This is a genomic window from Kitasatospora sp. NPDC127060, from assembly GCF_042724935.1.
Taxonomy (GTDB): Bacteria; Actinomycetota; Actinomycetes; order Streptomycetales; family Streptomycetaceae; genus Kitasatospora.
Genome location: NZ_JBHXEG010000001.1, coordinates 314,878 through 335,053, shown reverse-complemented (window position 1 = coordinate 335,053; position 20,176 = coordinate 314,878). Strand labels below are relative to the sequence as shown.

Annotated in this window: 18 protein-coding genes and 1 riboswitch; of the genes, 14 read left to right on the top strand and 4 right to left on the bottom strand. The window is 75.7% G+C overall.

What is annotated here, in order from left to right; translation table 11 throughout:
- Positions 1 to 11: 11 nt before the first annotated feature.
- From ACFWIS_RS01480 to ACFWIS_RS01465, 4 genes are all read left to right on the top strand, one after another.
- Complete coding sequence (locus tag ACFWIS_RS01480; RefSeq protein ID WP_157882160.1) at positions 12 to 155, top strand: VenA family class IV lanthipeptide; 144 nt, start codon at positions 12 to 14, stop codon at positions 153 to 155.
- A 136-nt stretch (positions 156 to 291) separates the two neighbouring features.
- On the top strand, positions 292 to 1,983 hold the full coding sequence (locus ACFWIS_RS01475) for an ATP-binding cassette domain-containing protein (RefSeq protein WP_380455265.1): 1,692 nt from the start codon (positions 292 to 294) through the stop codon (positions 1,981 to 1,983).
- Between the two features lie 255 nt (positions 1,984 to 2,238).
- Complete coding sequence (locus ACFWIS_RS01470) at positions 2,239 to 3,921, top strand: ATP-binding cassette domain-containing protein (RefSeq protein WP_380455267.1); 1,683 nt, start codon at positions 2,239 to 2,241, stop codon at positions 3,919 to 3,921.
- A 163-nt stretch (positions 3,922 to 4,084) separates the two neighbouring features.
- Positions 4,085 to 4,258, top strand: coding sequence for a hypothetical protein (locus tag ACFWIS_RS01465; protein WP_380455269.1), 174 nt, complete (start codon positions 4,085 to 4,087; stop codon positions 4,256 to 4,258).
- A gap of 117 nt (positions 4,259 to 4,375) precedes the next feature.
- On the opposite strand, the gene ACFWIS_RS01460 is transcribed toward ACFWIS_RS01465, so the two are convergent.
- Positions 4,376 to 5,470, bottom strand: coding sequence for an alcohol dehydrogenase catalytic domain-containing protein (locus ACFWIS_RS01460; RefSeq protein WP_380455271.1), 1,095 nt, complete (start codon positions 5,468 to 5,470; stop codon positions 4,376 to 4,378).
- Positions 5,471 to 5,683: 213 nt separating this feature from the next.
- Here ACFWIS_RS01460 and ACFWIS_RS01455 point away from each other — a divergent pair, with 213 nt between their 5' ends.
- The 4 genes from ACFWIS_RS01455 to ACFWIS_RS01440 all read left to right on the top strand — a co-directional run bounded on the left by ACFWIS_RS01455 (position 5,684) and on the right by ACFWIS_RS01440 (position 9,918).
- A complete protein-coding gene (locus ACFWIS_RS01455) occupies positions 5,684 to 6,337 on the top strand; it encodes a class I SAM-dependent methyltransferase (RefSeq protein WP_380455273.1) in 654 nt (217 codons plus the stop codon).
- A gap of 197 nt (positions 6,338 to 6,534) precedes the next feature.
- Positions 6,535 to 7,800, top strand: a complete 1,266-nt coding sequence (locus ACFWIS_RS01450) for a hypothetical protein (protein WP_380455275.1) — start codon at positions 6,535 to 6,537, stop codon at positions 7,798 to 7,800.
- 7 nt (positions 7,801 to 7,807) lie between these two features.
- Positions 7,808 to 8,806 carry an N-acetylmuramoyl-L-alanine amidase gene (locus ACFWIS_RS01445; protein ID WP_380455277.1) on the top strand — a complete coding sequence of 333 codons (999 nt, stop codon included), beginning with the start codon at positions 7,808 to 7,810 and terminating at the stop codon, positions 8,804 to 8,806.
- Between the two features lie 209 nt (positions 8,807 to 9,015).
- Positions 9,016 to 9,918 (top strand): hypothetical protein, encoded by a 903-nt coding sequence (locus ACFWIS_RS01440; RefSeq protein ID WP_380455279.1) that lies wholly within the window; start codon positions 9,016 to 9,018, stop codon positions 9,916 to 9,918.
- A gap of 86 nt (positions 9,919 to 10,004) precedes the next feature.
- Here the strand turns inward: ACFWIS_RS01440 and ACFWIS_RS01435 are convergent, their stop codons facing one another.
- From ACFWIS_RS01435 to ACFWIS_RS01425, 3 genes are all read right to left on the bottom strand, one after another.
- Positions 10,005 to 11,066, bottom strand: a complete 1,062-nt coding sequence (locus ACFWIS_RS01435; protein ID WP_380455281.1) for a prenyltransferase — start codon at positions 11,064 to 11,066, stop codon at positions 10,005 to 10,007.
- A complete protein-coding gene (locus tag ACFWIS_RS01430; protein ID WP_380455283.1) occupies positions 11,063 to 11,812 on the bottom strand; it encodes a class I SAM-dependent methyltransferase in 750 nt (249 codons plus the stop codon). The genes ACFWIS_RS01435 and ACFWIS_RS01430 overlap by 4 nt, the downstream gene beginning before the upstream one ends.
- A 245-nt stretch (positions 11,813 to 12,057) precedes the next feature.
- Positions 12,058 to 13,368, bottom strand: a complete 1,311-nt coding sequence (locus tag ACFWIS_RS01425) for a glycosyltransferase family 4 protein (protein ID WP_380455285.1) — start codon at positions 13,366 to 13,368, stop codon at positions 12,058 to 12,060.
- Positions 13,369 to 13,659: 291 nt separating this feature from the next.
- Here ACFWIS_RS01425 and ACFWIS_RS01420 point away from each other — a divergent pair, with 291 nt between their 5' ends.
- From ACFWIS_RS01420 to ACFWIS_RS01395, 6 genes are all read left to right on the top strand, one after another.
- Positions 13,660 to 14,259 (top strand): TetR family transcriptional regulator, encoded by a 600-nt coding sequence (locus ACFWIS_RS01420; RefSeq protein WP_380455287.1) that lies wholly within the window; start codon positions 13,660 to 13,662, stop codon positions 14,257 to 14,259.
- Between the two features lie 191 nt (positions 14,260 to 14,450).
- Positions 14,451 to 14,532: riboswitch (cobalamin riboswitch) on the top strand.
- Between the two features lie 107 nt (positions 14,533 to 14,639).
- On the top strand, positions 14,640 to 15,887 hold the full coding sequence (locus ACFWIS_RS01415) for a prenyltransferase/squalene oxidase repeat-containing protein (protein WP_380455289.1): 1,248 nt from the start codon (positions 14,640 to 14,642) through the stop codon (positions 15,885 to 15,887).
- Between the two features lie 53 nt (positions 15,888 to 15,940).
- Complete coding sequence (locus ACFWIS_RS01410) at positions 15,941 to 16,615, top strand: SCO2322 family protein (RefSeq protein ID WP_380455291.1); 675 nt, start codon at positions 15,941 to 15,943, stop codon at positions 16,613 to 16,615.
- A 20-nt stretch (positions 16,616 to 16,635) separates the two neighbouring features.
- On the top strand, positions 16,636 to 17,742 hold the full coding sequence (locus ACFWIS_RS01405; protein ID WP_380455292.1) for an energy-coupling factor transporter transmembrane protein EcfT: 1,107 nt from the start codon (positions 16,636 to 16,638) through the stop codon (positions 17,740 to 17,742).
- Positions 17,739 to 19,340 carry an ABC transporter ATP-binding protein gene (locus ACFWIS_RS01400; protein ID WP_380455293.1) on the top strand — a complete coding sequence of 534 codons (1,602 nt, stop codon included), beginning with the start codon at positions 17,739 to 17,741 and terminating at the stop codon, positions 19,338 to 19,340. The genes ACFWIS_RS01405 and ACFWIS_RS01400 overlap by 4 nt, the downstream gene beginning before the upstream one ends.
- Positions 19,337 to 20,176: an ECF transporter S component gene (locus ACFWIS_RS01395; protein ID WP_380455295.1), complete on the top strand. Its 840-nt coding sequence runs from the start codon at positions 19,337 to 19,339 to the stop codon at positions 20,174 to 20,176. Before ACFWIS_RS01400 ends, ACFWIS_RS01395 begins: the two co-directional genes overlap by 4 nt.

Genomic DNA, 20,176 nt, shown 5'->3' with positions numbered 1-20,176 from the left:
GGACCCACAACATGGAGAACATGGTGGACTTCGAGACCGACCTCGCGGCCCTGCAGGACCTGCCGGAGACCGAGTCGGTCGAGCTGACCGGCCACGGCAGCGGGTGCCAGTACACCTGTCTCATCCTGACCTGCCTGATCTTCACCAACAGCTGAGCCATCAGCTGATACATCGGCTGATACATCGGCCGACCAGGTTCGACCAAGGGTGCCGTCCCCGCCTGTCCGGACAGGCGGGGACGGCACCCGTCTCTTCTCCCACCCCTTTCAACCCATCGACGGGAGCCAGGACTTGCCCCGCCGCCCCACCGGATGGACCCTCGCGCTCGGCATCGCCCTGCCCGTCGAGGCCGCCACCACCCTCGCCCTGCCCGCCGTACTCGCCGGGGCCGTCGACACCGTCCTCGCCCACCGGGCCGGGACCTCCCCCGGCCTGCCGGCCCTCGTCCTGCCCGCCGTCGTGCTGCCCGCCGTCGTCCTCGGCGCGGCAGCCGCCGCCAACGCCATCGCCGCGGCGGCCGCGCCCGCCTGCTCGGCCGAAGCCACCGCCGACCTGCGCGGGCGCCTGGTCCGCCACCTGCTCGCCCTCGGGCCGGGCGGCCGACTTCACGGCGGCCCGCCACCCGGTGACCTCGCCACCCGACTGCTGGGCTCGGCGGGCGACGCCGGCGCCCGACTGCCCGCCGTGCTCGGCGCGGCCACCGCCCTGCTCACCTCGGTCGGCGCACTGCTCGGGCTCGCCGTGCTGTCGCCGTGGCTGGCCCTCGCCTTCTTCGCGGGCGTGGTGCCCGGTGTGCTGCTGATCCGGCTCTTCCTGCGCCAGGCCGGCCCGGTGTTCGCCCGCTACCAGGAGGTGCAGGCCGAGATCGCCGCCCGGCTCAGCGGCGCCCTCACCGGACAGCGCAGCATCCACGCGGCACACGCCGAACAGCGCGAGGCCGCACGAGTGTTGGCGCCACTGCCGGAACTCGCCACGGCCGGACACGCGCTCTGGGCCGCACAGCGACGCACCGCCTGGCAGGCCACCCTGCTGATCGCCATGGTCGAGGTCGCGGTGCTCACCACCGCCGGGGCCCTGCTCGCCGACGGCGCCCTCGCCCCAGGCGCGCTCGCCGCGGCGGGGGGCTGGGCGGCGCTCGGCGCGGGGCTGTTCGAGCAGGTCGAGTCGCTGGTCGGGGTCGCGCACGCCCGCGCCGGGCAGGCCCGGGTGGACGGGCTGCTCGCCCTCGCACCCGCCCCCACCGGCACGGCGGCCCTCCCGGCGGGCGGACCCGGGGAGGTCTCACTGCGGGGCGTGGTGGTGCGGGACGGCGAACGGGTCCTGCTCGGTCCGCTCGACCTGACCGTCCCCGGCGGTCGCACGGTCGCCGTGGTCGGGCGATCCGGCTCCGGCAAGTCCCTGCTGGCCGCACTGCCCGGGCGGCTGCGCGACCCCGACGAGGGCACCGTACTGATCGACGGTGTCCCGGTGAACGCCCTGTCAGCCGCCGAACTGCGGCACGCCGTCGGCTACGCCTTCGCCCGGCCGGCCCTGGTCGGCCGCACGCTCCGCGACGCACTCGCCGGCGCCGGCCCCGCCGAGGCGGCCGCCGCCCGCGCCGACGGCTTCCTGGCCCGGCTCCCCCAAGGCTGGGACACCCCGCTCGACGAACTCCACCTCTCCGGCGGCGAACTCCAACGCCTCGGCCTCACCCGGCTACTGGCCCGGCCCACCCGGGTCGTCGTCCTGGACGACGCCACCTCCGGCCTGGACCTCGCCACCGAGTACCAGGTCACCGAGGCCCTCGACCGCGCCACCCACGGCCGCACCCGCCTGGTGATCGCCCACCGCACCACCGTCGCCGCCCGCGCCGACCTCGTCGCCTGGCTCGACGCCGGCCGCCTCCGCGCCCTCGCCCCCCACACCACCCTCCTCGCCCACCCCGACTACCGCGCCACCCTCTCCGACACCGCCCTCTCCGACACCGCCCTGCGGACACCATGACCGCCTGCACCAGAAGTCGGCCCCACCGGCTTCTCCTCTGCTGCCCCTCCTCATGTCCCTCACGCAGAAAGTCAGCCGGATCGGCTTCCCATGCAACTGACCTCAAGCCGCGCAAGCGCCGGCACAGAAAGTCGGCGGGGCCGACCTCCCCTGCGATCCCGGCCCCGACCGCCACACCCGCAGAGCCGGGCGAATCACCGGGCGGGCCGGAGGCGTCGGCGGCGGGGCTCGGTGGTGGGGGCGGCGGGGTGGGGGTTGCTGTTCCGGCAGTTGCGGGTGACCCGCGGGGCGTTGCTGCGGTTGCTCGGGTGGTCCGGGGTGGAGGCGTTGCCGCCGCTGGTGTCCGGGTTGTTCGTCTCGGCCGCGGTCGATCAGGGGTTCCTGGCCGGGCGGCCCGGAGTCGGGGTGGCCTGGCTGGGTGGGTTCGGGGCGGCCATGGGGCTCCGGGCGTACGCGGCGCGGGCCGGATTCCCGCACCTCGCGGGGGTCGTGGAGCCACTGCGGGACGCACTGGTCGAGCGGGTGGTCCACAGCGCGCTCGCGCGGCCCACGGCGGACCCTGCCGAGGTCGCGCGGCTCACCGAGCAGGTCGAGTCCGCACGGCAGTTGACCGCGACGCTGCTCCGCACCCTGCGCGGGGTCGGGGTCACCCTGGCTGCCGCGCTGATCGGCCTGACGCTGCTGGCGCCGGCCGTCCTGCCACTGGTGCTGCTGCCGCTGCTGGCGGCCGGACTGCTCTTCGTACGGCTGCTGCGGCCGATGGCGGCTCGGCGGCAGGCGGTCGTCCTGGCCGAGGAACGGCTGGCGGCCGAGGCCGGACGGGCCCTGCACGGGCTGCGCGACGTGCAGGCGTCGGGTACCGGGGACGCGGTCGCCGAGGCGCTGGCCGGGGCGGCGTGGGAGAGCGCCGATGCCTCCCGTGCGCTGGGCCGGGCATCGGCCCTGCGTGCGCTGGTGGTGGCGCTCGGCGGGCGGCTGCCGGTCCTGGCCGTCCTCGTGACGGCCCCCTGGCTGCTCGCGCACGGCGCGCTGACGGCGGGTGAACTGCTCGGCGTCACCACCTATCTGCTCCAGCAACTCGACCCAGCGGTAAGGACGTTGGCCGGTACGGTCGGCGGCTGGCTGCTCAACCTCGCCGTGGTACTGGACCGCCTGGCGGCAGTCACGGTCAGCCCCGCCGAGGCCACAGGCACAGGCGCGGGAACCGGCAAACCAGTTCCGGTCGGGGAGGTGCGGCTGGTCGGGGTCGGGTTCGCCCATCGGGGCGGGGTGGCGCCTGTGCTGGAGGGGCTCGATGCGGTGGTCGGGGCCGGGGAGCACGTGGCGGTGGTGGGGGCGAGTGGGGTGGGGAAGTCGACGTTGGCGGGGATGGTGGCGGGGGTGGTGGCGCCGACGGCGGGGGTGGTGTCCGTGGGTGGCGGGGCGGGCGGGGTGGTGCTGCTGCCGCAGGAGGCGTACGTGTTCCCGGGGTCGGTGTGGGACAACCTGGCCTGGCTCGCTCCGGACGTGTCGGAGCGGGAGTTGGCGGCGGCCGTCGAGTGCTTGGGGGCCGGCGCAGTGGTGGCGCGGCTGGGCGGGTTGGCGGGTGCGCTGCGCGATCCGGGGGAACTGTCGGCCGGTGAGCGCCAGTTGTTGGCGCTGGTGCGGGCGTATGTGGCGGGTTCGCCGGTCGTGGTGCTGGACGAGGCGACCTGCCATCTGGATGCCGCGGCGGAGGAGCGGGTGGAGCGGGCGTTCGCGGGTCGGCCGGGGACGCTGGTGGTGGTCGCGCACCGGATCGGTTCGGCGTTGCGGGCGGACCGGGTGCTGCTGTTGGACGGCGGACATGGGCTGTCGGCCCGGCACGGCGATCTGCAGGTGCTGTCGCCGTTCTACCGCGAACTGGTCGGCCACTGGTTGGCTTCGACGCCACCGGGCGGGGCGGGACTCGCCTCATGAGGTCGATAGGATCTCGTCCGTCCCGGCCGTTATGGTGGCCGGGGCACGGGCCGCGATCACCGGCTGTGGGCGCGTACCGGGCGCCCGATCGGGGACCCGACCGTGTGCCGCAGGCGCCGGACGGGCGCCGATGACCTGCACCCTCGCACGGAAGACGATTCTCATGTCCGACACCCTCACCGACATCACCGGACCCGCGCTCAACGGGACCGACGCCGACGAGAAGACGGCCGGGGACGCCGCGTCGCACGGTCGCCACCGGGGTGGCTCCGCCGCGAACGACGCCCCTGGGTCGGACCCGCACGGCCGCCACCGCGCGGCCGGCGCCCAGGGCTGAGTCCAGGGCTGAGCCCAGGGCCGGCCCCGGAGCCGGTCCGAACGGATCAACCGCACACTGCGTCAACCGCACATCGCGAGGGCCCGCCGGGGCACACACCCGGCGGGCCCTCGCACGTTACCGGTCCGACCGGTCCAGCGAGACCACCGTCCGCAGCGCCTCGCCGCTGCGCATCTGCTCGATGGCCCGGTTCACGTCGGCGAGCCCGACCCGGTGGGTGATCATGCCGTCGAGGTCGATCCGCCCGGCCCGCCACAGGTCGACGACGAGGCCGATGGTGCGCGCCACCGGCGCCCCGCCGTACAGCGAGGGCAGCAGCCGCTTCTCGTTGAAGAACAGTTCCCCCATGGTGAATTGGGCGAGGTCGTCCTGGGCGCCGGCGCCGATGACGACGACCGCGCCGCCGCGCCGGACCGCGTCGTAGCCGACCCGGACGGTGGCCGCCCGGCCGACCGCTTCGAAGACGTAGTCGAAGCCGCCGCCGGGCAGCCCCTTGGCGAAGGGCTTGAGTTCCTCGGGGGCGAGCGCCTCGGTGGCGCCGAAGGCGAGCGCCCGTTCGCGGCGCGAGGCGACCGGGTCGACGACGGTGATCCGGGCGGCGCCGCAGACCCGGGCGCCCTGGACGGCGGCCACGCCGACCCCGCCCGCACCGATCACCGCGACCGAGGAACCGGGCTCGACCCGGGCGGTGTTGACGGCGGCGCCGATGCCGGTGGTGACGCCGCAGCCGATGAGTGCGGCGACCTCGTACGGCAGGTCGGCCGGCACCTTGATCACGGCGTCGGCGGTGACCACCACCTCCTCGGCGAACGCGCCGGTGCCGTAGAAGCCGGAGGCCTCGGTGCCGTCGTCGGCCAGCCGGAAGCCGGGCGCGCCGAGCCGTCGCAGGCTGGCGACGCACAGGTGGCCGCGGCCCTGCTCGCAGTGGGCGCAGCGGCCGCAGGGGGCCATCCAGCAGAGCACCACGCGGTCCCCGGACTGGACGCCGGTCACGCCCTCGCCGACCTCGACGACGTCGCCGGCGCCCTCGTGCCCGGGGACGAACGGTGCGGGCTGCGGCAGCACGCCACTCATCGCGGAGAGGTCCGAGTGGCACAGGCTGGCGGCGCGCATCCGGACCCGTACGGTGCCCGGTCCGAAGCCGACCGCCGTGACGTCCGCGCGGACGTCGAGGGAGTCCTGGCCGGTCTTGTGCAGGACGGCTGCGCGCATGGGGCTGCTCCCGGTGTGCCTCGGGTCATGGGTCGGGCCGATTCTGGCACGGCCCTCGGCGGCCGACTAGAACGCGTTCCAGAACGGCCGTGCGGGCGGTGCCGTGCGGGCGGTGCCGGCCGGGCGGAGCGGGAGGGGGCGGCTGGTGCGGCGCTACCGTCGAGTAGGGTCCCGAGCACGTCCCGTCCGTCGTCCGAGCCTGAGGAGCACCGCATGTCCGACCTGCTGGAGGGCGCCCGACCGGCGCCGGAGGTACTGGCGGCGTTCGAGGCGGCCACCGGGTTCATGCCGGTGGACGAGGGCCTCGCGCTGTACGCGGCGGCGGTGGCGGCGGCCCGGCGCACCGGGCTGCCGGTGCTGGAGATCGGCACCTACTGCGGCCGCTCGGCGGTGCTGCTGGCCGCCGCGGCGCGGGAGGCCGGAACGGTGGCGCTGACGGTGGACCACCACCGCGGCTCGGAGGAGCAGCAGCCGGGCTGGGAGTACCACGACCCGACCCTGGTGGACCCCGAGGTCGGGCGGATGGACACCCTGCCCCGGTTCCGCCGCACCCTGTACGCGGCCGGGCTGGAGGAGCACGTGGTGGCGCTGGTCGGCCGCTCGCCGCAGATCGCCGCGCTGTGGGGCCGGCCGCTGGCCCTGGTCTTCATCGACGGCGGGCACACCGACGAGCACGCCACCGGTGACTACGAGGGCTGGGCGCCGCACCTGGCGCCGGAGGGCCTGCTGGTGGTGCACGACGTGTTCCCGGATCCGGCGGACGGCGGCCAGGCCCCGTACCGGGTGTACCTGCGGGCGCTGGCCGAGGGCTTCGAGGAGGTCTCGGTGACCGGCTCGCTGCGGGTCCTGCGCCGGACCGCCGCGTAGGGAAGGACCGCCACCCGACGGACCGGGCAGCCGCGGGATCGCCCCCACGGCCCGGCCCGGATGCTCTAACGTCGTGCCGGGACCGTCGGGCGGAGCCCGAACGGTACGGTGTCCGCGCGGCTCCAGGCAGTGCGCGGAACCACGCACGGCACCAGGCGGAGCACAGGGCATCGGCGGACGGTGGGGGCTAGCGGCACATGACGGACCAGCACAACACCGCTCCGGCGGTCTGGGACCCGACCGCGCGCGGCGGCGCCGGCGGCTGGGTGCGCAATCCGCAGCGCCCGGACGCCGAGTCCGCCCCCGCCACGCCCCCCGCACCCCCCACCGCGGGCGCGGTCGGCGACCAGGGCCCGCCGCTGGGCGGCCGCCCGTACCTGTCCACCGCCCCGGGCTTCGGCCCGCCGCCGGACATGTCGGCGCCGGAGCCCGAACCGGCCGCGGGCCCCGGGGCGCCGACCACGGCCCTCCCCCGGATCACCCCGCCGCCGGGCGCGCCGCCGACGGCCGCGCCGTTCCCCTCCCACGCGACCCCGCAGGAGCGGGGCCCCCAGGGCGGGCCGCTCCCCGGCCCGGGGTACGTCTACCCGCCGCCGCCCCAGGCCGGCCCGTACCCGCAGGGCGACCCGCAGGCCCCGCACCCGCGGGGCGGCTACGGCTACCCCCCGCCCCCGCCCCCGTACCCGGCCCAGCCGGCCCAGCCGGACTACCCGACCGCCCACCCCGGCGGGCGCGCGGACGACGAGGACCGCCCGGCCAACCGCAAGGCCCCGCTGCTGATCGGCTTCGCGGTGCTGCTGGTGCTCGCGGTCGGTGGCGGCCTGCTGTACGCGACCCAGGGCGGCGGCAAGAACGACCAGGCCGCGCCCGCCCCTTCGGCCGCCACCGCGACCGGCTCCGGCAATCCGCAGCCCGCCCCGGCGCCCACCGGTACGGACGCCGCGCCGAGCGGCGCCGCCACGCCCTCCGACTCGCCCTCCCCGAGCGCGACCACCGCCGGCCCCAACGCCAAGGCCCAGGCGCAGGCCCTGGACGCGCTGCTGACCGAGGGCGGGAACGCCAGGACGCAGATCGGCAACGCGGTCGCCAAGGTGTCCAGTTGCCCCGCGAAGGCCGACATCGACAGCGCGGTGCAGGTCTTCGACAGCGGTGCCAAGCAGCGCGACGGCCTGCTGGCCAAGCTCGCCAAGCTGAGCGTCACCGACCTGCCGGGCGGCGCGGACGCGGTGAACTCGCTCAAGTCCGCCTGGCAGCTGTCCGCCGACATCGACCGGGCGTACGCGAGCTGGGGCCGCGCGGTCGCCACCCAGGGCTGCTCCGGCACCGCGCCCTCCACCGCGGACAAGAAGCACGCGGACGAGCTCAACCCGCAGGCCACCCAGGCGAAGAACGACTTCCTCACCAAGTGGAAGCCGATCGCCACGACGTACGGTCTCACCTCGCCCACCTCGGACAGGATCTGAACCACCCGTGACCGGCCCGACCTCCCGCACCCCCCGCCGTTCCGCCCTGCTGCGCGCCGCCACCGCGGTGGCCGTGGCCGTTCCGCTCTGCACGGCGGGCTGGTTGGGGTGGCACGCCCTGGACGACTCCGGCCCGGTGGGCGCCGCGACCTCCGCCTCGCCCGCCGCCCAGTCCACCGCGGCCCGGTCCACCACCGCGGAGCCCGCCCAGCCGACCCGGCCCACCACCCAGGCCCCGGCCGTCCCGGAGGCCCCGCCGACCAGCGGCGCCCCCACCGGCAGTACCCCCACCGGCAGTACCCCCACCGGCGGCACCCCGCAGAGCCCGGCCGCCGACCTCACCGGCCGCACCGTCGTGATCGACCCCGGCCACAACCCCGGCAACTTCGCCCACCCCACCGAGATCAACCGCCAGGTGGACGTCGGCAACGGCCACAAGGAGTGCGACACCACCGGCACCGAGACCGACGCGGGCTACACCGAGGCCGACTACACCCTGGACGTCAGCCGCCGGGCCCGGGCCCTGCTGACCGCCCGGGGCGCCAAGGTGGTGCTGGTCCAGGACGGCGACCGCCCCTGGGGCCCGTGCGTCGACGAGCGCGCCCGGGCGGGCGCGGACGCGCACGCCGACGTGGCGGTCTCGGTGCACGGCGACGGCGGCCCGGCGAGCGGCAGCGGCTTCCACGTGATCATGCCCGCCAAGGTGGTGGCCGGTAAGGCGGACAACTCGGCGATCGTCGAACCCTCGCACCGGCTGGGCCTGCTGCTGCGCGACCGCTTCCACGCCGCGACCGGCGAACCGTACGCCGACTACATCGCGAACGACGGCCTGGACACCCGCTCCGACCTGGGCGGCCTCAACCTCTCCGCGGTTCCCAAGGTGTTCATCGAGTGCGGTAACATGCGCAACTCCGCGGACGCCCGACGGATGACGGACCCTCAGTGGCGCCAGCAGGCCGCCCAGGGGATCGCCGATGCGCTGGCGGCCTTCCTGACCACTCACTGAGTGGGCTGGGCAAGGGAGTTGGGGCGTACGAGCCCGGTGGACGACACCCCACCTCGGTCGCACGGTTTGCAACGACTTCGACCCATTGCCGAGCCCGCCGTGCACCGGCGGGACGGTTGGGCCTAGGCTTCTGGTCCGTTCGGGAGTTTCGGCCGGTCGGCCCGACCGCACGAAGCACCGTCCACGACACGTCAACGAGGGGAACGTAAGTGAATCTGCGCGCTCTCACCAGGGGAGACGCCGCCGTCGCAGGCGGGGCCGTCCTGCTTTTCATCGCCTCCTTCCTGCCCTACTGGACCGTCGACTGCAGCGGCCGGTACTGCGGGAACACCTCGCAGAACGCGTGGAGCACCGAGCTGTTCCCCATCCTGCCCTCGATCTACCTGCTGGGCATCGCCGCCGCCGCACTGATCCTGGTGCAGCGCTTCCAGGGCCCGGCCGCCGCCAACCGCCAGGTGCTCGGCCTGCGGCTGGACCAGTGGGGCATCGCGTTCGCCGTGGCGGCGCTGTGGACCTCGCTCTGGTCGCTGGGCGGCGGCCCGTCCGCCGGCAGCATCAGCCACGGCTTCGGCGCCTGGCTCGGCCTGATCTCGCTGATCGTGCTGGCGGGCGCGGCCGCGGCCGCCCCGCTGGTGCCGGCGCTGAAGGCCCCGCTGGTCAGCGACCGCCCGGCGGCCGTGCCCTACCAGGGCGGCTACCCGATGCCCGGTCAGCCCGGTCAGCCCGGCCCCGGCCAGTACGGCTACCCGGGCCAGGCCCACGACCCGGCCTTCGGCGCCCAGCCGGCCGGTGGCTACGGCTACCCGGCCGCCGGCCAGCCGCAGCCCGGCCAGCCGGTGCAGCCGCAGGACGCCGGTGTCCCGGCCCCGCAGCCGACCCCGGCCGTCCAGCAGCCGGCCGCGCCGGCGGCGGACTTCCAGCCGTTCTGGTTCGCCGTCCCGTCCCCGCGCCAGCTGGCGCCGAAGGACAACCCGGTCGGCGCCCCGGTCGGCGAGGTCGTGCCGGGCACCTGGTACCTGGCCGTCGAGCAGCGCGGCGCGGCCCTGGTCGCCCAGCTGCCGGACGGCACCCAGGGCGTGCTGGCCGACACCGCGGGCATCCAGCGCGGCTGACGCCTGCCGCACATGACGAAGGGGCGGGACCGGTGATCCGGTCCCGCCCCTTCGTCATGCCTCCGCAGGCCCCTCCGCGGACCCGCTCAGCAGCAGTCCTGGACCACCAGTCCGGCGGGCAGCTGCTCCCCGCCGAATACCGCGACGGTCGCCGGGTCCCCGCCGAGCGCGGCGACCGCGAGCAGCAGCGCCCCGGCCGTCCAGGTGGTGCGCTCCTCGGGCCAGATCGCGTCGTCCTCGAAGACGTACCCGGTCCAGTACGAGCCGTCCTCGTGCCTCAGGTGCCGCTGGATCCAGCGCAGGATCTCCACCGCACGGTCGGACTGGCCGATCGCCCAGAGCGCGAGGGCCAGTTCGGCGCTCTCGCCGCCGGTCACCCACGGGCGGTCGCTGACGCAGCGCACGCCGAGGCCGGGGACGACGAAGCGCTCCCAGTCCCGCTCGATCCGCTGCACCGCCGCGTCGCCGCGCAGGCCGGTGCCGAGCACCGGGTAGTACCAGTCCATCGAGTAGCGGCCCTTGTCGAGGAACCGCTCGGGGTGGTGGGCGACGGCGTGCCGCAGCCGACCGGCCGCGAGCTCCCAGTCGGGCTGCGGCTCCTCCAGGTAGTCGGCGACGGCCAGCCCGCAGCGCAGCGCGTGCAGGATGCTGGACGAGCCGGTGAGCAGCGCCTCGTCGGTGGCGGCGCCGTCCTCGTCGACCCGCCAGGCGATCGGGCCGCCGGGCAGCCGCAGGCCGACGATGAAGTCCAGCGCCCGCCGGACCACCGGCCAGATCCACTCCAGGAAGGCGTCGTCGCCGGTGCTGAGGTGGTGGTGCCAGACCCCGACCGCGATGTAGGCGCAGAAGTTGCTCTCCTTGGCGCGGTCGGTGACCTCGCCGTCGGTGTACCCGGCGTACCAGGAGCCGTCCGGGTTCTGCCGGGCGGCCAGCCAGCGGTAGGCGGCCTCGGCGGCGGCGTGCTCGCCGGCGGTGTCGAGGGCCATCGCGGCCTCGGTGTGGTCCCACGGGTCGAGGTGGTGTCCGGCGAACCAGGGGATGGCGCCGTCGGGGCGCTGCTCGGCCAGGATGCTGCGGACGGTGTCGGCCGCCTGCTCGGCGTCCAGCACCCCGTCGAGCAGCAGCACCTCGGGGACGGCGGCGGTCATGCGCCCGCCCGACCGGACTCGGCGCGGTGCGGCTTGGCGGCGTACGCCACGAAGCTCTTGCCGATGAGCGGGTTGAGCGCCTTCTCGGCGGCCTTGGTGATCGAGCTGATCACCGGGGTGCCGACGATGTCCCAGACCAGCAGCTGGTGGTAGGCCTTGACCGGCAGCGCCTTGTCGTTGTCGACGCCGACGGCGCACTTGATCCACCAGTACGGCGAGTGCAGCGCGTGCGCGTGGTGGGTGCCGTACGGCTCCAGGCCGGCGTCCTTGAGCTTGCCGACCAGCTCGTCGCCCCGGTAGATCCGGATGTGGCCGCCCTCGACCTCGTGGTACTCGTCGGACAGTGCCCAGCAGATCTTCTCCGGCAGCCAGCGCGGCACGGTCACGGCGAGCAGGCCGCCCGGCTTGAGGACCCGGAACATCTCGTTGAGCACGCCCTTGTCATCGGGTATGTGCTCCATCACCTCGGAGATGATGATCTTGTCGAAGTAGTCGTCCTCGAACGGCAGCGCCAGCGCGTTGCCCTCCATCGCGACCGCCGACGCGCCCTCGGGGGCCTCGCCGGCCAGCTCCATCGCGGCGAACCACTTCTTGACCTCGGCGATCTCCTCGGCGTTCTGGTCGAGGGCGATCACATTGGCGCCGCGGCGGTAGCACTCGAACGCGTGCCGGCCCCCGCCGCAGCCCAGGTCGAGCACCCGGTCGCCGGGGGCGAGCGGGAAGCGCGAGAAATCGACGGTCAGCACTGCAGGGCTCCCATTCCTATTGCTACCAAGCGGTCCTGACGCTTCGTCAGACCATTTCGTCAGGTCAACGCTCCGCCGGTCCGGCGCCTCGGCGCCGGGCTCGGGGCGCGTACCGCCGAGTTCGGGGACGTACCGCTGAACTCGGAACGCGTACCGCCGAGTTCGGCGGACGCACCGCCGGGCTCGGGATACGCACCGCCGGGCTCGGAGCACGTACCGCCGGCTCGGCGGACGCACCGCCGGGCTCAGGGCACGTACCGCCAGCCCGGCCCGGAGCGGGCCCGGGCGCCGGCGCCGGTGGCGATCGCCGCGCGGTACGCCTCGGCGGTCAGCTCGGCGGCCCGCGCCCAGGTGAACCGGGCCAGCACCCGCTCCCGGCCGGCCGCGCCGAGGGCCGCGCGCAACTCCGGGTCGTCCAGCAGCCGGCCGAGCGCGGCGGCCAGCGCGTCCGCCTCCCCCGGCGGCACGGCCAGGCAGGTCTCGCCGTCCGGCCCGGCCACCTCGGGGATCGCCCCTCCGGTGGTCGCGACCAGTGGGGTGCCGGTGGCCATCGCCTCGGCGGCGGGCAGCGAGAAGCCCTCGTACAGCGACGGGACGCAGGCCACCTCGGCCGAGCGGTAGAGGTCGACCAGCTCCCGGTCGCTCAGGCCGGTGCGGAACTCGATGTGCTCCGCCAGTCCGAAGCGGCGCACCGCCTCGGCCACCGGCCCGTCCTCCTTCTGCGGCTTGCCGACCACCACCAGGTGGGCGTCCCGCTCGGTGCGGACCTTGGCCAGCGCCTCGACCAGGAACACCAGGCCCTTGAGCGGCACGTCCGCGCTGGAGGTGGTGACGATCCGGCCGGGGACCCGCCCGATCTCCTCGGAGGGCGACCAGAGCCGGGTGTCGGCGCCGATCGGCACCACCGAGATCGCGGCCGGGGCGGCGCCCAGGTGCTCCGCGATCTCGCGCTGCGAGGTGCCGGAGACGGTGATCACGTGGTCCAGCCGGGCCGCGACCCGGCGCTGCATCCGGGTGAAGGCGTACCAGCGGCGCAGCGAGAGCCGCTTGCCCCGGGTGGTGGCCGCGTCCAGCTCCAACTGCCGGTCCACGGTGATCGGGTGGTGGATCGTGGTGACCAGCGGGAAGCCGTGCCGGGCCAGGCCGAGCAGTCCGTAGCCGAGGGTCTGGTTGTCGTGCACCACGTCGTAGCGGCCCTTGTGCCGGGCCAGGTACTGGCGGGCGCGCAGCGAGAAGGTGAGCGGCTCGGGGAAGCCGCCGGTGCGCATGGTGGCGAACTCCAGCACGTCCACCGGCCCGCGGAACTCGCCGCGGGCGGGCGTGCGGAACGGGTCGTCGGCGCGGTAGAGGTCCAGGCTGGGCAGCTCCACCAGGCGGACCGAGCCGGGGCCCTCGACCTCGTCCAGCACGGGGTAGGGCTGGGCCCCGATCACGTCCACGTGGTGGCCGAGCCGGGCCAGCTCGCGGGAGAGGTGCCGGACGTACACGCCCTGACCGCCGCAGAACGGGTCCCCGCGGTATGACAGCAGGGCAATCCGCAGCGGCTGCGCGGTCATCCTCGGCCCTCATCTCTGGCTGCTATCGGTGCGAGCGGCGCCAACGGTGGTGCCGGTCGCTAAAGTAGATCAGGTTTCAGTGGCTGTGGAACTCGTCATCGACCGTGTGAACAATGAGAGACCTCGAAGATACCGGCCCGTAGCTTTCGCTCAGGAGCCAGGGCTGGTGATTCCCGCCACGCCGGGCCCGACCGACCGCGACCGACCGCCGGAAGCTTCGGGTCGACCTTTCTGGAGCACGCCGCCACCCACGCGCCCCCGGGAGCACCCTTGCCGTCGCCGACCACGTCCGTGAGCTCCGCCTCCCCCGCCCCGGGCGAGCCGACGCTGTCCGCGCGCCAGGCCGAGCGGCGCCGGCGCATCCTGCGCGCCGCCACCGCGCTGGCCGCCCGGGGCGGGTACGAGGCGGTGCAGATGCGGGAGGTCGCGGAGAGCGCGCAGGTCGCCCTCGGGACGCTGTACCGGTACTTCCCGTCCAAGGTCCACCTGCTGGTCGCGGTCATGCTGGAGCAGCTCCAGGGGCTCCAGGAGCACATCAGGCGGCACCCGCCGACCGACCCGGAGCCGGCCCTGCGGGTCGCCGACGCCCTCACCCGGGCCTTCCACGCGCTGCAGCGCGAGCCGCTGCTGGCCGAGGCGATGGTCCGGGCGCTCAGCTTCGCGGACCGCTCGGTCGGCACCGAGGTGGACCAGGTCAGCGCCGCCACCGGACAGCTCATCCTGGACGCGATCGGGCAGTCCGGCCCACCCAGCGACAGCCAGCGCGCGGCCGTCCGGGTGATCGAGCACACCTGGCACTCGGCGCTGGTCGCCTGGCTCTCCGGGCGCGCCTCGATCGCCGAGGTCCGGGCCGACCTGCACACCGCCGCCCGGCTGCTCACCCTGCCCTGAGCCCTCCGGACCCGAAGCCGATCCCGCCCCGGCCCCGCCCCGGTCCCACCCCCGATCCGGCCCGGCGGGGCCCGGCCGACGGGCCGATTACTGGAACCTGTTCCTGCTCCGGCCCGCTCCCGCCGACCCGCCCGCCGCGACCCGGCGGTTAGAGTCGACGGGTCGCACAACTCCATCCCGCTCCTCCCCCGGGGAAAGCCGGTGCGAATCCGGCGCTGACCCGCAACCGTGAACCCGGCCGCGCCCCCGCGCGCCGGGCGAGCCGGAGCACCCGGGGAGGGACGAGCGGCGAGCCGGACGCCCCGCGCGTCCGGCACCCGTCGAGGACTACGGACGGCCCGCCCGGGCCCCCACCGCTCACCGAAAGGCACACCCGCACCATGCCGACCGCCGCCCGCCTGGGTGCCGCCACCCTGTCCGCCGCGCTGCTGGCCGGCCTCGCCGCCGGACCGGCCCTCGCCGACACCGCCCCGCCCGCCACCCCGGACGGCCTGTACGGCAAGAGCGACCCGACGTACGACGGCGTCTGGCGGCAGTCCCTCGCGCTCACCGCGCTGACGGCGGCCAAGATCACCCCTGCCGACTCCGCCGTCGGCTGGCTCACCGGGCAGCAGTGCGAGGACGGCGGCTGGCCCTCCTACCGGGCCGCCGGCGCCGCCTGCGACCCCAAGTCCGAGGACAGCAACGCCACCGCCGTCGCCGTCCAGGCCCTGGTCGCCCTCGGCGGGCACCAGCCCGCCGTCGACAAGGGCGTCCAGTGGCTCAAGGCCAACCAGAACGCCGACGGCAGCTGGCCCTACAACCCCGGCAACCCCGGCGACGCCAACTCCACCGGACTCGTCGTCAACGCCCTGTTCGCCGCCCGCACCGACCCGGCCGGCGTCGCCAGGCCCGGCAACGGCGGCACGGCCGGCAAGAACGCCTTCGACGGCCTCGCCCGCTTCCAGCTCGGCTGCACCGCCCCCGCCGACCAGCGCGGCGCCTTCGCCTACCAGCCCGAGCCGGCCGCCGGCACCCTCACCCCCAACACCCTGGCCAGCGCCCAGGCCGCCCTCGCCGCCGCCGGCGGACACCTGCCGGTCGTCGGCTCGGTGCGCGCCGACGCCACCGCCGCGCCGCTCGCCTGCGCCGACGGCTCCGCGCCCGCCACCATCCCGCACGCCGAGGCCGGCGAGGCCGTCGGCGCCTACCTCGCCACCCAGCTCGAAACCGGCGACGGCCACCTCACCCTCACCACCCCGGGCGCCGACCCCAAGCCCGACTACACCGCCACCGCCTGGGCCGCCCTCGCCCTCACCCAGAGCGGCCACCCCGACCAGGCCACCGGCGCCGTCGACTGGCTGGACGCCCAGGGCTCCACCTGGACCAAGAACGGCACCGACGCGGCCGCCACCGCCACCCTCCTCCTGGTCACCCAGGCCGCCCACCGCAGCGACACCGCCCTCACCGAGCAGCTCACCGCGCTCGGCCCGGCCCCCAAGGCCAGCGCCGCCACCACGGACGCCGTCCCGGCGAAGAAGAAGGACGGGGGCTTCGGCAAGGTCTGGCTGATCATCGTCGGCGCCCTCATCGGCATCGGCGGCGGCCTGCTCCTCAGCCTCCAGCGCAAGCGCAACCCCAACCTCTGATGGGGCGCCTCCCCCACGCCCTACGTCCCGGACAGGGCCTGGACCCCGGTGGCGTGACCCGCCGCCCTGCGCGGCGCGCGGTGGCCGCCGTGCTGCTGCCGCTGCTCGGGGTGCTGGTGCCGCTGGCCGCCGCGGCGCCCGCCGAGGCGGCCGGGTACCGGTACTGGTCGTTCTGGCGCGGGGGCGGCGGCGGGGCGTGGGCGTACCAGCAGCAGGGGCCGGCGGTCGCCGTGCCGCCGGACGGCTCGGTGGACGGGTGGCGGTTCGCCGTCAGCCCGGACGGCGGGCAGGACGCCGCCAAGCCGCGTGCGGCGGCCCGGTTCGACGAGATCTGCGCCGCCACGCCCGCCCAGGACGGCCGCAAGCGGGTCGCCGTGGTGCTGGACTTCGGGACGGCCGAGGACGCCGGGGCATCCGCCGCGCAGCCTCCCGGGCAGCGGACCACCTGCGCCACGCTCGCCCCGCGCGCCACCTCGGCCGAGGCGCTGGCCGCCGTCGCCCCGCCGCTGCGCTACGACTCCAACGGCCTGCTGTGCGCCATCGCCGGCTACCCCGAGGCGGGTTGCGGCGACCAGATCGGCGCACCCGCCGCCGCCCGGCCGGACGCGAAGGGCCCGAAGGGCTCGTCCGACGGTGGACCGGACATCGGCCTGGTCGCCGGCGGCGCGCTGGTCGTCGTCCTCGCCGGTGGCGCCGTCTGGCAGGCGCGCCGCCGCCGTCACTCCTAACCCGTTCCCAGGACAGATCCGTGAACAGCCCCGCCCGTAGCACCCGCCCACCCGTCGGCCCGCGCCAACTGCACCCCGGCGCCTGGTGGCTGTGGGCGCTCGGGCTGGGCGCGGCGGCGACCCGCACCACCAATCCGGTGATCCTGCTGCTGCTCGCCGCGACCGCCGGGTACGTGGTCGCGGCGCGCCGCGGCGATGCGCCCTGGTCGCGTTCGTACGGGGCGTTCCTGCGCCTCGGCCTGCTGGTGCTCGGCGTCCGGCTGGTCTTCGCGGTGCTGCTGGGCTCGCCGGTCCCCGGCACCCATGTGCTGTTCACCCTGCCCGAAGTCCCGCTGCCCGTCTGGGCGCAGGGGGTTCGGATCGGTGGGCGGGTGACGCTCGAAGGGCTGCTCGCGGCGCTGTACGACGGCCTGCGGCTGGCCACCCTGCTGGTCTGCGTCGGTGCCGCCAACTCGCTGGCCAGCCCGGCCCGGCTGCTGCGGGCCCTGCCGGGCGCGCTCTACGAGGCGGGCGTGGCCGTGGTGGTGGCGATGACCTTCGCGCCGAACCTGGTCGCCGACGTCCGCCGGCTGCGCGCCGCCCGGCGGCTGCGGGGCCGTACCGACAAGGGCGTCGCGGCCGTGCTGAGCGTCGGACTCCCCGTCCTGGAGGGCGCGTTGGAGCGGTCGATCGCACTGGCGGCGGCGATGGACACCCGCGGATTCGGCCGCACCGCCGACGTCCCGCGCCGGCTGGCCCGGGCCACCGCCGCGCTCACCCTGGCCGGACTGCTCGGAGTCTGCCTGGCCGCGTACGGACTGCTGACCGCCGGGGGCACCGGCTGGGCGCTTCCGGTGCTGCCGCTCGGCCTGGCCGCCGCCTTCGCCGGACTGCTGCTCGGCAACCGACGATCCATCAGATCCCGCTACCGGCCCGACCCTTGGGCAGTTCCCGAGTGGCTGACCGCCGGCTCCGGAGCCGCCGTGGCCGCCCTCGTCACCTACCTCGCCGCGCGGGATCCGGCCGCCTTCGCCCCCACCGTCGTCCCGCCGACCGTCCCCGCGCTGCCGCTGGCCGCCGTCCTGGCCGTACTCCTCGGCCTGGTACCGGCGTTCGCCGCCCCGACCCCGCCCCGGAGGGCCTCGTGATCACCTTCGAGCAGGTCTCCGTCCGGTACGCGGACTCCGCCGAACCCGTACTGAACGGGGTCGACCTCACCGTCCCCGAGGGTGAGCTCTGCCTGCTGGTGGGCCCGTCGGGCTCCGGCAAGTCCACCCTGCTGGGCACGGTCAGCGGGCTGGTGCCGCACTTCACCGGCGGCGTGCTGCACGGCCGGGTCACCGTCGGCGGCCGGGACACCCGCGAACACCGGCCGCGCGAACTCGCCGACCTGGTCGGCACGGTGGGCCAGGACCCGCTGGCGCACTTCGTCACCGACACCGTCGAGGACGAACTCGCCTACGGCATGGAGTCCCTGGGCCTGCCGGGCGACGTCATGCGGCGCCGGGTCGAGGAGACCCTCGACCTGCTCGGCCTCGCCGACCTGCGCGACCGCGCCCTCGGTTCGCTCTCCGGCGGCCAGCAGCAGCGCGTCGCCATCGGCTCGGTGCTCACCGTGCACCCGCGCGTCCTGGTCCTGGACGAGCCCACCTCGGCCCTCGACCCGGGCGCGGCCGAGGAGGTACTGGCCGTACTGCAGCGGCTGGTGCACGACCTGGGCACCACCGTGCTGATGGCCGAGCACCGGCTGGAGCGGGTCGTCCAGTACGCCGACCAGGTGCTGCTGCTCACCCCGGGCGGGGAGCCGGTGCTCGGCGAACCGGCCGAGGTGATGGCCCACTCCCCGGTGCACCCGCCGGTGGTCGGACTCGGCCGGCTCGCGGGCTGGCGGCCGTTGCCGCTGTCCGTCCGCGACGCCCGGCGCAAGGCCGCACCGCTGCGCACCGAGTTGGACGGGCGGGCGCCGGCCGCCGTCGCCGCCCCCGACGGCGCGCCGATCGCCACCGGCGACCGCCTCGCCGTCCGGCGCGGCCCCGTCCACGCCCTGCGCGGGGTCGACCTCGCGCTGCGCCCCGGCGAGATCGCCGCCCTGATGGGCCGCAACGGCGCCGGCAAGTCCACCCTGCTCGGCAGCCTGGTCGGCCTGCACGCCCCCACCTCCGGCACCGTCACCGTCGCCGGCCGCACCCCGCACCGCACCCGCCCGGCCGAACTGATCCGCCACGTCGGCCTCGTCCCCCAGGACCCGCGCGACCTGCTGTACGGCGAGAGTGTCACCGCCGAGTGCGCCGCGGCCGACGCGGACGCGGGCGCCGCCGCCGGCACCTGCCGCGCCCTGGTCGAACGACTGCTGCCCGGCATCGCCGACACCGCCCACCCCCGCGACCTCTCCGAGGGCCAGCGGCTCACCCTCGCCCTCGCCGTCGTCCTCACCGCCCGGCCCCCGCTGCTGCTCCTGGACGAGCCGACCCGCGGCCTGGACTACGCCGCCAAGGCCCGGCTGGTCGAGATCCTGCGCACGCTGGCGACCGAGGGGCACGCCGTCCTGCTGGCCACCCATGACGTCGAGCTGGCCGCCGAACTCGCCCACCGCACCCTGATCCTGGCCGAGGGGGAGATCGTCGCGGACGGCCCGACGGCGGAGGTGGTGGTCTCCTCCCCGGCCTTCGCCCCGCAGGTCGCCAAGGTGCTGGCGCCGGGGCCGTGGCTCACCGTCCGGCAGGTCGCGGAGGCGATGGGCGCATGAGCAACCGCCCCGTTCCGCTCGGCCGTCGATCCGTCACGGCCCTGCTGCTGGTGTCGTTCGTCGGCGTGACGGCCTTCGGCTGGCCGCTGCTCGCCTCCACCGGGTCGGCCCTGGTCGGCCACTCAGCCGACGCGCCCTGGCTGTTCGCGCTGCTGCTGCCACTGCTGCTGGCAGTGGTCATCGCCCAGATCTCCGAGGGCCGTACGGCGGGCGGCGGCGCACCCGGACTGGACGCCAAGTCCGTGGCCCTGCTGGGGGTGCTGGCGGCCGCCGGTGCGGCGCTCCGTCCGCTGGGCGCGGGCACGGCGGGCTTGGAGCCGATGTTCTTCCTGATGGTGCTGTCCGGGCGGGTGCTGGGCCCCGGCTTCGGTTTCGTCCTCGGCTCGCTGTCGATGTTCGCGTCCGCGCTGCTTACCGGCGGGGTCGGGCCGTGGCTGCCGTTCCAGATGCTCGCCATGGGCTGGGTCTGCCTCGGCGCGGGGCTGCTGCCGGGGTCGGCCACCTTGCGCGGACGCCGTGAACTGCTGCTGCTGGCGGGGTACGGCGCCGTTTCCTCCGTCCTGTACGGCACGATCATGAACCTCCAGGGCTGGCCGTACATCGGCGGGCTGGCCGGCTCCATCTCCTTCGTCCCCGGCGACCCGCTGCCCGCCAACCTGGTCCGGTTCGCCGCCTACTGCCTGACCACGTCCCTGGGTTGGGACCTCCCCCGGGCCGCCCTCACCGTCGTGCTGTGCCTCACCCTCGGCACCCCGGTGCTGCGCGCCCTGCGCCGCACCACCCGCCGGGCGGCCTTCGACGTGCCCGTCGACTTCCGGCCGCCGCCGGCCGGGTGA